The 15,592-nt window shown below is 38.0% G+C and carries 17 protein-coding genes; all 17 read right to left on the bottom strand.

The features are described from left to right. Positions 1 to 8 precede the first annotated feature (8 nt). The 17 genes from topA to ftsY all read right to left on the bottom strand — a co-directional run bounded on the left by topA (position 9) and on the right by ftsY (position 15,578). On the bottom strand, positions 9 to 2,084 hold the full coding sequence (gene topA, locus ACIP9W_RS08965) for a type I DNA topoisomerase (protein ID WP_400788343.1): 2,076 nt from the start codon (positions 2,082 to 2,084) through the stop codon (positions 9 to 11). Between the two features lie 122 nt (positions 2,085 to 2,206). Further along, on the bottom strand, positions 2,207 to 3,088 hold the full coding sequence (gene dprA, locus ACIP9W_RS08960) for a DNA-processing protein DprA (protein WP_400788341.1): 882 nt from the start codon (positions 3,086 to 3,088) through the stop codon (positions 2,207 to 2,209). A gap of 58 nt (positions 3,089 to 3,146) precedes the next feature. Continuing rightward, positions 3,147 to 4,049 carry a succinate--CoA ligase subunit alpha gene (sucD, locus tag ACIP9W_RS08955; RefSeq protein WP_400788338.1) on the bottom strand — a complete coding sequence of 301 codons (903 nt, stop codon included), beginning with the start codon at positions 4,047 to 4,049 and terminating at the stop codon, positions 3,147 to 3,149. 18 nt (positions 4,050 to 4,067) lie between these two features. Continuing rightward, positions 4,068 to 5,228 (bottom strand): ADP-forming succinate--CoA ligase subunit beta, encoded by a 1,161-nt coding sequence (gene sucC / locus ACIP9W_RS08950; RefSeq protein ID WP_282245419.1) that lies wholly within the window; start codon positions 5,226 to 5,228, stop codon positions 4,068 to 4,070. A gap of 130 nt (positions 5,229 to 5,358) precedes the next feature. Further along, positions 5,359 to 5,652 (bottom strand): EscU/YscU/HrcU family type III secretion system export apparatus switch protein, encoded by a 294-nt coding sequence (locus tag ACIP9W_RS08945; RefSeq protein WP_400788336.1) that lies wholly within the window; start codon positions 5,650 to 5,652, stop codon positions 5,359 to 5,361. Further along, entirely contained in the window at positions 5,649 to 7,496 is a 1,848-nt protein-coding gene (locus ACIP9W_RS08940) for a hypothetical protein (RefSeq protein ID WP_400788333.1), read from the bottom strand. Before ACIP9W_RS08940 ends, ACIP9W_RS08945 begins: the two co-directional genes overlap by 4 nt. Before the next feature lie 4 nt (positions 7,497 to 7,500). Further along, positions 7,501 to 8,271 (bottom strand): ribonuclease HII, encoded by a 771-nt coding sequence (locus ACIP9W_RS08935; RefSeq protein ID WP_400788755.1) that lies wholly within the window; start codon positions 8,269 to 8,271, stop codon positions 7,501 to 7,503. A 566-nt stretch (positions 8,272 to 8,837) separates the two neighbouring features. Continuing rightward, positions 8,838 to 9,689 carry a ribosome biogenesis GTPase YlqF gene (gene ylqF, locus ACIP9W_RS08930; RefSeq protein ID WP_400788330.1) on the bottom strand — a complete coding sequence of 284 codons (852 nt, stop codon included), beginning with the start codon at positions 9,687 to 9,689 and terminating at the stop codon, positions 8,838 to 8,840. 16 nt (positions 9,690 to 9,705) lie between these two features. Then, entirely contained in the window at positions 9,706 to 10,266 is a 561-nt protein-coding gene (gene lepB, locus ACIP9W_RS08925; RefSeq protein WP_282245427.1) for a signal peptidase I, read from the bottom strand. A gap of 140 nt (positions 10,267 to 10,406) precedes the next feature. Beyond that, entirely contained in the window at positions 10,407 to 10,751 is a 345-nt protein-coding gene (rplS, locus tag ACIP9W_RS08920) for a 50S ribosomal protein L19 (RefSeq protein ID WP_142537742.1), read from the bottom strand. A gap of 121 nt (positions 10,752 to 10,872) precedes the next feature. Then, the gene (gene trmD, locus ACIP9W_RS08915; RefSeq protein WP_282246309.1) at positions 10,873 to 11,607 is read right to left on the bottom strand and encodes a tRNA (guanosine(37)-N1)-methyltransferase TrmD; all 735 of its coding nucleotides are present in this window, start codon (positions 11,605 to 11,607) and stop codon (positions 10,873 to 10,875) included. Next, a complete protein-coding gene (gene rimM / locus ACIP9W_RS08910; RefSeq protein WP_400788328.1) occupies positions 11,607 to 12,122 on the bottom strand; it encodes a ribosome maturation factor RimM in 516 nt (171 codons plus the stop codon). The genes trmD and rimM overlap by 1 nt, the downstream gene beginning before the upstream one ends. 45 nt (positions 12,123 to 12,167) lie before the next feature. Beyond that, the gene (locus ACIP9W_RS08905) at positions 12,168 to 12,401 is read right to left on the bottom strand and encodes a KH domain-containing protein (protein WP_093263322.1); all 234 of its coding nucleotides are present in this window, start codon (positions 12,399 to 12,401) and stop codon (positions 12,168 to 12,170) included. A gap of 14 nt (positions 12,402 to 12,415) precedes the next feature. Further along, the gene (gene rpsP, locus ACIP9W_RS08900) at positions 12,416 to 12,688 is read right to left on the bottom strand and encodes a 30S ribosomal protein S16 (protein ID WP_142537740.1); all 273 of its coding nucleotides are present in this window, start codon (positions 12,686 to 12,688) and stop codon (positions 12,416 to 12,418) included. A 103-nt stretch (positions 12,689 to 12,791) separates the two neighbouring features. After that, the gene (gene ffh / locus ACIP9W_RS08895) at positions 12,792 to 14,147 is read right to left on the bottom strand and encodes a signal recognition particle protein (protein ID WP_400788325.1); all 1,356 of its coding nucleotides are present in this window, start codon (positions 14,145 to 14,147) and stop codon (positions 12,792 to 12,794) included. Between the two features lie 12 nt (positions 14,148 to 14,159). Continuing rightward, positions 14,160 to 14,489 (bottom strand): putative DNA-binding protein, encoded by a 330-nt coding sequence (locus ACIP9W_RS08890; RefSeq protein WP_229677260.1) that lies wholly within the window; start codon positions 14,487 to 14,489, stop codon positions 14,160 to 14,162. Between the two features lie 66 nt (positions 14,490 to 14,555). Beyond that, complete coding sequence (gene ftsY, locus ACIP9W_RS08885; RefSeq protein ID WP_400788323.1) at positions 14,556 to 15,578, bottom strand: signal recognition particle-docking protein FtsY; 1,023 nt, start codon at positions 15,576 to 15,578, stop codon at positions 14,556 to 14,558. Positions 15,579 to 15,592 lie beyond the last annotated feature (14 nt).

Genomic DNA, 15,592 nt, shown 5'->3' with positions numbered 1-15,592 from the left:
TCTTTCTTTTAACTCTGTGGATCTTCTTTATAATCACAAGAAACACATTGTATTTGTATACCTTTTTTCAATTTCTTCTCTACTAGCATAGCATTACATTTAGGACATGGTCGATTGATTGGCTTGTCCCAAGAAACAAACTCACATGTTGGATACTGGTTGCAGCCGTAGAATAATCGTTTTGTCTTACTTTTACGTTCAACGATTTGTCCTGTTTCACATGACGGACATGGCACTCCAATTTCCTTAATAATCGCTTTTGTATTTCTACAATCCGGGAAATTGCTACAAGCCATAAATTTTCCGTAACGTCCTAATTTGTATACCATTGGAGATCCACATTCTTCACAGTCTTCTCCAGTAGGTTCATCTTTAATGACGATCTTTTCCATTTCAGCATCTGCATGCTCTACATGCTTTGCAAAGTCCTTGTAAAAACCATCGATTACTTCTACCCATTTCACTTGCCCATCTTCTATACTATCTAAATCTTGTTCCATTTGAACGGTAAATTCGATATTTAAAATGTTTGGGAAGAATTCTAGTACAAGCTGATGCACAATTGTTCCAAGCTCGGTAGGCACGAAACGTTTTGTTTCTAATGCAACATATCCTCTTTTTTGAATCGTATCAAGTGTCGGTGCATAAGTGGATGGTCTACCTATACCTAGCTCTTCTAAAGTTTTTACGAGACGTGCTTCCGAATATCGTGGAGGTGGTTGAGTGAAATGCTGTATTGGTTCGATGGATAAGGCACTTACTTTATCCCCAACAGCTAGAACAGGTAAGAGTTTATCTTTGTCGTCTGTTTGATCATCTGAACCTTCTACATACACTTTCATAAAACCAGGGAACTTTATTTGAGAACCATTTGCACGGAATACGGCCTCTCCATTTTTCAAGTCTACTGCAACTGTATCTAAAATAGCAGGTGCCATTTGACTAGCGATGAATCGTTCCCAAATTAGTTTATACAAACGAAATAAGTCTCGAGATAAAATCGCTTTCAACTCATTTGGTGTTCTTAAAACACTTGTGGGACGCACTGCTTCATGGGCATCTTGTGCTTTTTTCGATTGTTTTTCTACTTTTTTCGGTGCTATGAACTCTGAACCATATTCTTTTGTAATGAATTCCTGTGCATCTGCTTTAGCAGTATCCGAAATTCGCGTAGAGTCTGTTCTCATGTAAGTAATTAAACCAACAGTACCCTCTTTTTTACCAAGGTCAATACCTTCGTATAATTGCTGCGCAAGCATCATCGTTTTTCTAGCTCTAAAGTTTAACTTACGAGCCGCTTCTTGTTGAAGTGATGAAGTTGTAAACGAAGGTGCAGGATTTCTTTTTCGTTCTTTTTTCACAACGTTTGTTACTGTGAATTTTTTGCCTTTCATGACACTTAGAACTTCTTTTACTTCTTGTTCATTTGCCAGCTTTACTTTTTCTTTTTCCGTACCATAGTAAAGGGCATCAAATGCTTTTTTATCCTTTTCAAATTGCCCTTCGATCGTCCAGTACTCTTCTGGGATAAAGTTATTTATTTCGTTTTCACGGTCAATGATCAATCGAAGTGCAACAGATTGAACTCGGCCTGCTGAAAGACCTTTTTTCACTTTCTTCCATAGTATAGGACTTATATTGTAACCTACCAGGCGATCTAAAATTCTTCTCGCTTGTTGCGCATCTACTAAATCCATATTAATCGGTCTAGGATGCTTAAAGGATTCTAGAATCGCATCTTTAGTAATTTCGTTAAAAACAACGCGACAGTCTGACTCTATATCAACATTTAAGGAGTTAGCTAAATGCCATGCAATCGCTTCTCCTTCTCTGTCGGGGTCAGCCGCGAGATATACTTTCTTCGCTTTTTTTGCCGCTTTTTTTAAATCTTGTAATACAGGACCTTTGCCTCGTATCGTAATATATTTTGGCTCATAGTCATTTTCCACGTCGACTCCCATTTGACTTCTAGGTAAATCGCGGACATGACCGACCGATGCTTTTACTTTATATTTTTTTCCAAGGTATCGCTCAATCGTTTTTGCTTTGGCTGGCGATTCTACTATAACTAAATAATCCGACATAAATTTGCCTCCTTATAGAAGGTAACTCGCTTTATTCTTCAAAACAAATACCTGTTGCAAAATGTATAACAGTTTCATAAATAATGCAAGACTTTTCATTTTTAAATTATTTTATTCGTTTGTTATTTGAGCAATTCTTCGAGTATTTGATGGCCATCCCAAACAGGCTTCGCCCCTTCTAGTATAAGGTGATGAGGGCCAGCGGAAAGGGGAGAAAAGATAGACCCTGGGATCGCAAATATTTCTTTTCCGTTTTCAAGTGCATGCTCCATTGTCGAAACTGTACCACTTTTTTCTTTTGCTTCTGTAATAACGACACCTTGTGACAATCCACTAATAATTCGATTTCTCATAGGGAAATTCCACTTTTTTGGCGTTATATACGGAGGATATTCCGTTACTAACAGCTGGTTTTTCGACATTTTATGCGCTAGATTTTCATTTTGTTTCGGATACACATGAAAAAAACCAGTGCCTAATACAGCAATTGTATTCCCACCATATTGCATTGTAATTTCATGTGCTAATGTATCTGCGCCTTTTGCTAGTCCACTAACGACGACAAAATTATTTTGTATTAATGGAGGTAGAATTTTTTCAATACTACTTTTAGAGTATTCGGATGCCTCTCTTGAACCGATAATTGCAAGTTTCTTATCATTTAAAAGTAAATTTATATCACCTTTTATATATAAAACAGCCGGTGGATCATACAAGTTTAATAGATTTGATGGATAATTGGGATTAGTGTAAATAATAGGGGATATAGAATGTTTTTTGTATATTTGCAGAAGTGGGATATCTACATATTTCAGGTACATTTCTCGCAATTTTATTGCTCGATTCTGCGAAATTTTACCTATACTTGCCAGTAAAGAAGGCTTCATAGTTTCTAATTGAGTGAGTTCAGGGTCATACTCAAGCAGAGGTTTTATCTTGTTTAAAGGAACTGGAAATACATAATGCAAAGCTAAAAATCGTTGTATGAATTGTTCATCTTTCATTGCTTCCCTCCTATAAAAAATAGTACGGCAACACCAAAAGATGTGCCGTACTACTATCTTAATGTGTTTTACAAGCGTCGTAAAGACCTGCTTCTTTAATAGCTTCTATTAAAGTATCACCAATAACTGATGGAGTTGCAGCAACTTTCATTCCTGCATCTTTCATCGCTTGGATTTTTCCTTCAGCCGTACCTTGACCACCAGAGATAATTGCTCCAGCATGTCCCATACGTTTTCCTTCAGGAGCAGTTTGACCACCAATAAATCCTACTACTGGTTTTTTCATGTTAGCTTTAATCCATGCTGCTGCTTCTTCCTCAGCAGTACCACCGATTTCACCAATCATTACAACTGCATATGTTTCTTCATCTTCATTGAACGCAGTTAATACGTCGATAAAGTTTGTTCCGTTAACAGGGTCTCCACCAATACCAACAGCTGTCGTTTGACCGATTCCAGCTTGAGTTAATTGATGAACCGCTTCATAAGTAAGGGTACCTGAACGTGATACAACGCCTACATGTCCTTTAGTATGAATATATCCTGGCATAATACCAATTTTACATTCATCAGCAGTAATAACACCTGGGCAGTTTGGTCCTACTAAACGAGTTTTCTTTCCTTCCATGTAACGTTTTACGTTAACCATGTCAAGTACCGGAATATGTTCAGTAATACAAATTGTCATGTCTAGTTCCGCATCAACCGCTTCCATAATAGCGTCAGCAGCAAATGGAGCTGGTACATAGATTACTGAAACGTTCGCACCAGTAGCTTTTACAGCATCTTCTACTGTATTGAAAACTGGAACGCCTTCTACTTCTGTACCACCTTTACCAGGTGTAACCCCAGCAACGATTTTCGTACCGTATTCAAGCATTTGTTTTGTATGGAAAAGAGCAGTTGAGCCCGTAATTCCTTGAACGATTACTTTCGTATCTTTATTAATATATACGCCCACAATATGTCCCTGCCTTTCTTATCCTACAAGATTAACGATTTTTTGAGCACCGTCTGCCATTGAGTCAGCAGCGATAATATTTAAGCCAGATTCATTTAATAATTTTTTACCTAAATCAACATTCGTACCTTCTAAACGTACTACTAACGGTACTGAAAGACCTACTTCTTTCGCAGCAATAATAACACCTTCTGCGATAACGTCACATTTCATAATACCACCGAAGATATTAACGAAAATACCTTTTACGTTTGCATCAGAAAGGATGATTTTAAATGCTTCCGTTACTTTTTCAGCTGTAGCACCGCCCCCAACGTCCAGGAAGTTTGCGGGTGAACCGCCGTAATAGCTAATTGTATCCATTGTAGCCATTGCAAGTCCTGCTCCGTTAACCATACAACCGATGTTTCCATCTAATGAAATATAGCTTAAGTCGTATTTAGAAGCTTCGATTTCTTTTGGATCTTCTTCATCAAAGTCGCGCATTTCTAAAATATCGCTGTGGCGATATAAAGCATTTGCGTCGAAGTTAAATTTTGCATCTAGCGCTAAAACGTTATCATCCGCAGTTACTACTAACGGATTGATCTCAACGATAGAAGCATCTTTTTCTTTATATACTTGGTATAGGCCAAGCATAAATTTAGCTGCTTTATTAACAAGTTTTGCTGGAATGTTCATATTAAAAGCCATGCGACGAGCTTGGAAGCCTGTCAAACCTACAACAGGGTCAATCTCTTCATAGAAAAGCTTTTCTGGTGTATTTGCAGCTACTTCCTCGATGTCCATACCGCCCTCTTCAGAGCCCATTAATGTTACACGAGAAGTTGCACGGTCTAGTACTAAACCTACATAATACTCCTTCTTAATATCGCTACCTTCTTCGATTAGTAAACGTTTAATTTCTTTACCTTCTGGACCTGTTTGGTGTGTTACTAACACTTTCCCTAAAAGTTCCTTCGCGTATTCACGTACTTCATCTAAACTTTTTGCGATTTTTACTCCGCCTGCTTTACCTCGTCCACCTGCGTGGATTTGAGCTTTAACAACAATAACGCTTGAGCCTAACTCTTTTGCCGCTTTTACTGCCTCTTCAGGTGAAAAAGCAACAATTCCGTTTGAAACTGCTACGCCATATTGTCTGAGGAGTTGTTTCCCTTGATATTCATGGATATTCATCTTGCATCCTCCAATCAAACTTGTGTCAAGTAATTTACTACCTTATTCATTGTATTAAAACCGACACAACTTGTCCACAAAAGTCTAGCATTTATAAAATTATCAAAAATTCAGATTTTTAGTCGAAAAATTAGAGTAGTAGATTATTGCTCCCTTTTTCCTGATCCACCTTATATATAAAAGCGAATACCTCTGCAACCGCTTGATATAACTCTTCCGGAATGGATTGATTGATATCCAGTTGACCAAGAAGTTCTACTAAACTAGCATCTTGCTGGATAGGGACATTATGCTCTTTTGCTTTCGCTAATATATTTTCCGCAATTTTACCTTTTCCTTTTGCCACTACTGTCGGAGCATCTACTACACTAGGTTTATAATTTAATGCAATTGCTTCTTTTCGGATTTGTTTATCTTCTGTCATATTCGTATATCAACTCCTTGCGATTGTTTCGAAGCCACTTTTGACTGGAGTTTTGATGCAAGTTGTTGTTCTTCGAAAGTTTTCATAAATACACCAGATAATGTGTATCCAACCGATGAGAGGCCATCTTTTAAAGCACTTTTAAATGCATTGGCAATCTGTTGCAGCTGGGCATCCTTGTTAAAAACATTAATCGTTACTATCCTATTTTGCACTTGCATATCTACTACCGTCTCATCCAATGTTTCCAATTTTAAATAAAACATAATCCTCGCAAAATCAGAATCTATTTTCCCGTCTTCTTTCATTCGACCATTCCACTCGAGTGTCGCATCCATTTTCTTCCCTAAAAATTCTAATGGCACTTGCATGAGCAGTTGATGCTGAGGGCCATTTTCTCCCGACAAAATTTGCAAACCGTTCATTCGTCCTAGTAACATCTCCGCGCTCTCTTTTAAGGACGCAGTGATTGTATGATTTTGCAGCAATTCGACTAATTGAGGTTTTAACTGATGCGCTATATTTCTTATTTCTTCGCTGTTAGTTCCTAGTTTTGCTTCATAGCTAAACCCAAGTGATTTTAACACTTGTTTCATCGCATGCTCAAAAGCTTTTCCATCCAATTGGTTTAATACGGCTTGTTCGAACTCCATCATCCATTGCGAACTAAAACTATTAGCGTTACTTTTAATCAGCGTATTTACTTGTTGTAAAATTTGACTAACAGTTTCCGTCGATTGTCCTTTTCCGAGCAGCGTAACTAAATGGTCTTTAGCAGTTAAACCATTTGTATCTTCTCGAAAAATCGCCTGCCCGCTTTGTTCCGCAAATACTTTGACAAGCGCATTTTGGATTGGTTGAGCCTCGCTATTTTCTTTCATCAGAGATAATACTTGTTCTTTTTGCCCCACTGTCAATAATGGCTGTGCAGTTATCCAATTACGGAGTTGCTCCATAACTACCCCTTTTTCAGTTGGAGTCGCCTCTACTAATTGCGTCATCCATTGACCCGCTGAATTTGGTAAAGAAGGCTGGCTAAGTAAAGGTGTTGGATTCGATAAAGAAGCAACTGCTGGTAAAACTCCCGCTTCTTTTAACGCTTGTAAAATCGGTAATCTCATCGAATTACTTGTTTGCTGATTTTGAAGTATCTCTAGTTGCTTTCCGATAATCGCACCTGCTACTGGCATGCGAAAAGGCTCTGCGATTTTCTGTAAGCTTTGCTGCATATCCGTTTTTACAACCTGTGAAATAGTCGTATCTTGTTGTAAAGCGAGTTTGAAGCTTTCGATGGAGGACTGCAACCCACTCGTGGATTTCCCACTTAAAACAGTCTCTAACATGCTTGGGGTGATAGGCAGCTTTAATTCTGTCATTTTTTGAATACCTTCTAGTGCTGCCTTAATCGACGTCCCTGGGGGCAGTTGCTTTAACAGCTGCTCCGCTTGTATTAATAATTCTTTGGAGATAGGTAACTGCTCTTTCAAGAAAAATTGAGTTACCGCTTGCATCTCATTCGTTTTCGTTAAATTCATTGCCTGCATTAACTGGGTTGCTTGTTGGGCTAAAGTATTGCCTCCAGTTAATGGACCCGTCACTACTTTTAGCTGTACTTCTGGAGATGCTTTCGACACTTGAAAAAAATGGGCATCTCCTGCTTTTAAAGGTGTTTCTAGCTTTGCAATGATTTTTTGATTGCCTATTTGTACCTCTGCCGTTTGATTGGGATATAGTTTTTTTATCACTCCGTGTACAACTTGCCCTTCTTTCATCGGCATTTGTTTACCTGCTGTAACGGCTTGAGTTGACTGTGCTCCAATAGTTGAAAAAGATGGAGATGTCATATATTCACCTCATTTTTAAAATGGACTTGATCGGTTCAAACGTTTTTCGATGATGCTCAGTGGGCCCGTATTGTTTAATCATCTCCACATGTTCTTTCGTTCCATATCCTGCATGTTTGTTAAATAAATAAAGCGGAAACTTTTCATGTAACTGATCCATATACTCGTCTCTGGCAGTCTTAGCAAGTATTGATGCCGCTGCAATCGCTAAACTTTGTGCATCTCCCTTAATAATGGAGTGTGTCTCTATATCAATTGGTAGCTTCATAGCGTCAACAAGCACTACAGAGGGACGTTTATGTAAATGGAGGACCGATTCCGTCATCGACTGTTTTGTTGCCTCGTAAATATTTAATTCATCAATTATTTCAACCGATTGAAAATGAATAAAATAACTAATCGCATTGTTTTTTATAATATTTGCTAGTTCATTGCGTTTTGCTCTGGAAAGTTGCTTGGAATCGTTTAAGCCGATCAATTCTTCAGCCTGTGTATTTAATATGACAGCCGCTGTTACTACAGGTCCCGCTAATGGTCCTCTTCCTGCTTCGTCTACTCCAGCTACTAAATCATGTTCGTTTGCGCAAAAATTACGATCAAATAATATCTTTTCTTCATGCGCTTGTTTTTCTAACAGTAACTTTTGTTGCTTTCTTTTCCAGCTACTAATTAATTTCTGTGCACCTACTCTAGTATCACTTTCTAGCTCCGTAAACCAAGTCTCTGAACCGGTTGCATGCTCTAATTTCTCTTTTATCTCTTTCAAACTTAACATTTTCACATCTACTTTCTCTTACTTACTATTATGTATCGGTTAATTTATCGTTTAATTAAAAAAGTGCTTACATATTTTCGTTTTTCTCACTAGTTGGTATATAACATTGCAAGCTACAGCGAAGACTGCTAGTTTCTCGCTTGACTCATGACTGATGCTCGACGCGCTAAGGCAAATGTACCCGCTTTATTTTTTGCCTAATAAAAATGCGCAACGTTATAATCGAAACGCGCAACATTGTATGGCATTCGCGCAACATTCTTAATCCAACGCGCAATGTTTATTAATATGCGTTGTTATTGTCTTTGTCTCATTCCAAGTAAACTTGTTATTTTAAGAAATTGGCTGCTTTCATCGTCAATTTGGTTGCTCTCGCGCTAATTTAGTTGCTTTCCGAATAGATTTGGTTGCTTTCATTAGCAATCTGTTGCCCTTTGCCATTTACTGGATTTAAACAGTAGAATCAAGAGGATGTTGGTCTCGAAGCCGTCACCACACCATGTGACGCTCTGCCCTAAAAACAAGAAAACCCTTTTTACCATATGGCAAGAAGGGTATTTTTCGCATTAATATTCTTCTACAAAATCGAAAGTCAATCGACCAAGATGGAGACTGCGAACGTCACGAACAATTAACTCTGCTACTTGATCGTAATCTATTTCTCCGCCACCTGCGTAACATCTCCGCAGCTTTCCTATATGGTCGAACGTTTCGACTAAATCTTCGCTAACCTCTGATAGTTGATATCGTTCTTCCATACGCTTCGGATAATGCTCCTGTAGGAAACGAAGTCCGTAAACAGCTAGGTCTTCCATGTTGATGACCGCATCTTTAATCGCACCTGTGAGCGCTAACTTATATCCAACTTGTTGATCCTCAAACTTGGGCCAAAGAATACCTGGTGTATCGAGTAATTCAATTTCTCTTTCCACTTTGATCCATTGTTGTTTTTTCGTTACGCCTGGCGTATTACCTGTTCTAGCAATATTTTTCTTAGCAAATCGGTTAATAAGTGTCGATTTCCCTACATTCGGAATTCCGACAATCATCGCTCTAATTGCACGAGGTTTAATGCCACGGTCTTTCATACGATCCCATTTCGGCTTTAAAAGCTCTTTAGCGGCTTTGAAAACTGTTTGGAGTCCTTTCCCCTCTAAAGAGTTTATCGCGACAGCAGGGTGCCCTTTTGACTCAAAATAAGCTATCCATTTTTTTGTTTGCGCTTCATCTGCCATGTCCATTTTGTTAAGGATAAGCAATCTCGTTTTTTGATGAACTACTTCATCAATCATCGGATTTCTTGAAGACAACGGTAAACGTGCATCTATTAATTCAAAAATGATATCCACTAGTTTTAAGTTTTCCGTTACTTCTCTTCTCGCTTTGGCCATATGACCAGGAAACCATTGAATCGTCATTTTTGTACCACCTTCTTTACTTCACAAAACCAATATCATCCATAGGCCAAAATACAAAATTTGTACTTCCGATTACCTCGTCTGTCTTAACGAGACCAATATGTCGGCTATCCTTACTATACAAACGATTATCTCCCATTACGAATATGTATCCTTCGGGGATTTTATTTTCTTGTGTAATATCTTCCAAAGTGAAGTCACCAGTTAACGTTCCTTCAGTAAGTTCGCTTTTATATTCCTCTAAATATGGTTCTGGTAATTCTTTTCCATTGATAAATAATTGATCATTTTTAAATTCTACATGATCACCTGGTAAACCAATAACTCGTTTAATATAATTCTTTTGTTCTGGTGCATGAAATACTACTATATCGTAACGATCTGGTCCGCCAACCATATATCCAATTTTGTTAACAACCATACGATCGCCATTTTTTAAAGTAGGCATCATCGATTCTCCATCTACCACAATTGGTGTAAATAAAAAGAAACGAATTATTGCTGCGAGTCCAAAAGCGATCAAAAGAGCTTTCGACCATTCCCATAATTCATTCTTTTCTTTTTTTACTTGTTCCATCAATTTGCCTCCTTTATTCACTCTCTATATTGTACAAGGAAAATTAGTTTCAAGCAAAAAGAATGACATCATTTCTTTTAAAAAGCAAAAATGTTGTAGCAAAAGTGGCATCACCTTCACTACAACATTTACTTTTACTATTAGCGACGTTCTTTAATACGAGCTGCTTTACCGCGTAGTTCACGTAAGTAGTACAATTTAGCACGACGAACTTTACCACGACGAACAACTTCTAAGTTTGCAATTTTTGGTGTGTGTACAGGGAATGTACGTTCAACACCAACGCCAGAAGAAATTTTACGAACTGTGAAAGTTTCGCTGATTCCGCCTCCACGACGTTTAATTACAACACCTTCGTACATTTGAATACGTTCACGAGTTCCCTCTACTACCTTAACGTGTACACGAACTGTGTCACCAGGACGGAAAGTTGGAAGATCTGTACGTAATTGTTCTTTAGTGATTTCTGCAATAATGTTTTGCATCATTTTCTCTCCTTCTCTAGAATGCTCTTACACACATTAACTGTTGCAGCGGAACACCCAAAATCAGTACTTCACATAAAAGTACATAATAGAATATATCATAACTAGTTGTTACATGCAATTATAATTTGCTTTTTAATTCATTAATTAATTGTTTTTCTTTATCACTTAATTCAACCTGGTCTAACAAATCAGGTCGTCTTTCTACCGTTCGTTTCAGCGACTGTTCTCTTCTCCATTTATCAATGGCCGCATGATTACCTGACAATAAAACATCCGGCACTTTATAGCCGCGATATTCTACCGGACGAGTATAATGCGGATGCTCTAATAGTCCAGTCGAAAAAGAATCTTGTTCATGTGAGGCAGCTTTTCCAAGTACATTCGGTAATAGTCTTACAACACTATCCACCACAGTCATTGCAGCTAGCTCTCCACCGGTAAGCACAAAGTCTCCAATGGAAATCTCATCTGTCACTAAATGCTCTCGTATGCGCTCATCATAGCCTTCGTAATGACCACAAATGAAGATAAGTTCCTCTTCTTTTGCAAGTTCTTCTGCTTTTTTCTGCGTAAATCGCTCGCCTTGAGGGCAAAGAAGAATAATACGACGTTTATGTTCCGAATGCTGAACAAGCGACTCTACTGCATTAAAAATGGGTTCTGGCTTCAACACCATCCCGGCTCCTCCACCGTATGGATAATCATCTACTTGGTGATGTTTATTCCCAGCAAACTCTCGAAAATTAACTACATTTATCGCAACTTCTTCTTTTTCCTGCGCTTTTTTCAAAATAGAGGAATTAAAAACCCCCGTAAACATTTCCGGAAAAAGCGAAAGAATATGAATGTTCATCATGATAATAAACCATCCAACACGTCAATCGTAATTTTCTTATTTGCAATATCGACCGATTTCACAACATCCTCGATATACGGAATATAATGGGTTTTCCCTTTTACGGGTTGAACTGCCCAAACGTCATTAGCACCGGTTTGAATGATTTCTGTAACTGTTCCGATTGCCTCACCTTCCAATGATTCAACCGAGCAGCCAATAATCTCATGGTAATAAAATTCATTCTCTTCTAAATCCGAAAGATACTTCTCCGATACTTTCAATACAGCATCTCTGAAAGCTTCTACATCTTTTAATAATGTATATCCTTCAAATGTCAATAAATCAAAGTTTTTGTGCTTACGATGACTAGCCACTTTGACGATAATCGGTTTAGATCCATCCGCTTTATAAAGTCCAAGCTCACTTCCTACTTCATAGCGTTCATCTGCAAAGTCAGTAGTTGAAATAACACGAACTTCTCCCCAAATACCATGCGTGTTGACAATTTTACCAACATTAAACCATTCCATTTATTATTACCTCCTATCAAAAAAGGAAGAACAAAGTGTTCTCCCTTAATCTTGAATGTCGACATATGTTTTTTTCTTTTGGTGACTGCCTGCTGCTGAGTAAACAATAGTGCGAATGGCTTTTGCTACTCGCCCTTGTTTGCCAATTACTTTCCCCATATCTTCAGGATGAACAGAAAGTTTATAAACTATACGGTTTACATTCTCCTCTTCTTCAACTTGAACTTTATCAGGATAATCAACTAATGGTTTAACGATTGCTTCGATCAGCTGCTTCACATTGTCCCCTCCGATTATTTGCCGATTTTTGCGTTATGGAATTTTTCCATAATTCCTTGTTCTGAGAACAAGTTACGTACTGTATCAGATGGTTTCGCACCGTCTTGAAGCCATTTTAACGCTAATTCTTCGTTAATTTTAACTTCAGCTGGTTTTGTAAGTGGGTTGTAAGTACCTACTGTTTCAATTTGACGACCATCACGTGGTGAGCGAGAGTCTGCTACTACAATACGATAGAAAGGAGATTTTTTTGCTCCCATACGTTTTAAACGAATTTTAACTGCCATTTTTATTGCACCTCCGAATAGTTTCACACAAGATAGTATATTATCAAGCTTTTATTTGTTTGTAAAGTGTTTTTTCTTAACACCTTATTTTTTTCTAGAAATTTTACTTAAAAAGTGAGTCTAAACCAGGCATTCTCATCTTTTTCTTTCCTTTTTGTTGCATGTTCGTCATTTGTTTCATCATTTTTTTCATGTCTTCAAATTGCTTCAATAATCTGTTTACGTCTTGAATCGTTGTTCCAGATCCTTTGGCAATTCGTTTTTTTCTTGGACCGTTGATAATTTCAGGGGTTGTTTTTTCTTTTGCCGTCATCGAGTAAATAATGGCTTCTACACGATCCATTTGCTTTTCATCGACTTTTGCATTTTCCAACCCTTTAATCTTACCTGCCCCTGGAAGCATCTTCAAAATTTCATCTAATGGTCCCATTTGTTTAACTTGGCTAAGCTGCTCCAAAAAGTCATCAAATGTAAAAGACTGCGTACGGAATTTTTCTTCTAATTCCTTCGCTTTTTCTTCGTCTACATTTGCTTGCGCTTTTTCGATTAGAGACATCATATCTCCCATACCTAAAATACGAGAAGCCATACGTTCTGGGTGGAAAGCTTCTAATGCATCCATCTTTTCGCCCATCCCGACAAATTTAATAGGCTTTTGCGTTACGGAACGAATAGATAAAGCCGCTCCACCACGAGTGTCCCCGTCTAGTTTCGTTAAGAGAACACCTGTGATACCTAGAGTTTCATTAAAATTATTCGCAACATTGACTGCATCTTGTCCCGTCATCGCATCGACAACCAAGAAGATTTCGTCTGGTTCTTTAATGGCACGAATGTCTTTTAGCTCCTGCATAAGTGTTTCGTCAATATGAAGTCGACCTGCTGTATCGATCATTACAACATCATGATGCTCTTCTTTTGCATGTTCAAGTGCCTGTTTGACAATTTCAACAGGTGAAACATCTGTCCCTAATGCAAAAACCGGTAAAGATAACTGCTTTCCGAGCGTTTCTAGCTGCTTTATTGCAGCCGGGCGATAAATATCCGCGGCAACAAGTAAAGGCTTTTTGTTGTATTTTTTTCGAAGTACGTTTGCTAACTTCCCGGTAGTAGTCGTTTTACCTGCACCTTGAAGCCCAACCATCATAATGACAGTCGGAGGTCTCGTTGCAAAAGAAATCTGACTTTGCTCCCCACCCATTAACTCCGTTAATTCATCTTTAACGATTTTAATGACATGCTGGCCAGGAGTTAAACTTTTCATCACTTCTTGACCAACTGCTCGTTCGGATACATTTTTGACGAATTCTTTCACGACTTTCAAGTTAACATCCGCTTCAATTAACGCACGTCTTACATCTTTCATCATTTCTTTTACATCTGCTTCAGAAATTTTTCCTTTACCTTTGATTTTCTGAAGCGTCCCTTGGAGTCGCTCAGCTAATCCTTCAAATGCCATGCACGCCGCCTCCTAATCCCATTCTTTTAATTGATTAATGAGTTGAATCAGTGTTTCTTCAGATGATTGATCTTTTACTACTAGCAATAGCTCATCAATCGTTTCTTGCCGTTTTTCAAATTTCGTAAACAGATTAAGCTTCTCTTCATATTCTTCTAGCATTGCCTCTGTTCGCCGAATATTATCATAAACTGCTTGTCTCGAAATATCATATTCTTCTGCTATTTCTCCAAGTGATAAATCATCTAAATAATAAAGCTGCATATAGCTTCTTTGTTTATCGGTTAATAGAGCTTGATAGAAATCGAATAAAAAATTCATACGAGTTGTTTTTTCAATCATTTCCATCTCTCCTATTCAATTGTCATTCTCTAGTTTAGTAACTGCCGATGCATCTGTCAAGTAAAATTACTTGTCTGATTCATTTTCACTTTCATGCTCTAGACCTTCTGCAAAAAGTCCATATACATATTTCTCCGCATCAAACGGTTGTAAGTCATCCATTTGTTCACCAAGCCCAACGAATTTAACCGGTATATGCAGCTTCGTACGAATAGCTAACACAATACCACCTTTTGCAGTACCATCTAACTTAGTTAATACGATACCTGTAACATTTGTAGCTTCTTTAAAAGTTTGCGCTTGCACCAATGCATTTTGACCTGTTGTAGCGTCTAAAGCAAGTAATACCTCATGCGGAGCGTTCGGTATTTCCCGAGAAATAACGCGATGAATTTTCTCTAATTCATTCATTAAGTTAACTTTATTTTGCAGACGACCTGCAGTATCACATATTAATACATCTGCATTTCTATTTTTTGCTGCTCTAATAGCGTCGTACATAACTGCAGCTGGGTCAGAGCCTTCTGCTTGTTTAATCACTTCTACACCTACTCGGTCGCCCCAAACTTGAAGTTGGTCAATAGCTCCTGCACGGAATGTATCTCCGGCAGCAAGCATTACTTTTTTTCCTTCTCCTTTTAGACGATGTGCAAGTTTTCCAATTGTAGTAGTTTTTCCCACACCATTTACTCCGACAAATAAAATAACCGATAATCCTTCGTTTTCCAATTGGAGTTCCGTTATATTCTCTTCGCCAGCTTCATAAATTTCTACTAGCTTTTCGGAAATAACTGACTGAATTCCTGCTGTGTCTTTTATATTTTTACGCTGTACTTCAAAGCGTAATGCTTCCATTAGCTCGTCTACAGTTTCAAAACCAACGTCCGCTTGCAGTAAAATTTCTTCTAATTCCTCGAAGAATTCTTCATCTACTTTACGATACTTTGCAACAAGATCATTTACTTTAGATGTAAATTGGTTTCTCGTTTTAGCCAATCCTTCTTTAAACTTGTTTGTTACCGTAACCGTTTCTTGGACTTCTTCTGTCGTACCAAGCATTTTATCTTTTAGCTTTTTAAAAAAACTCATCCGTATAAACTCCT

This window comes from Psychrobacillus sp. NPDC093180, from assembly GCF_044754065.1.
In the GTDB taxonomy this organism is placed as follows: Bacteria; Bacillota; Bacilli; order Bacillales_A; family Planococcaceae; genus Psychrobacillus.
This window is presented reverse-complemented; position numbering and strand designations above follow the sequence as displayed.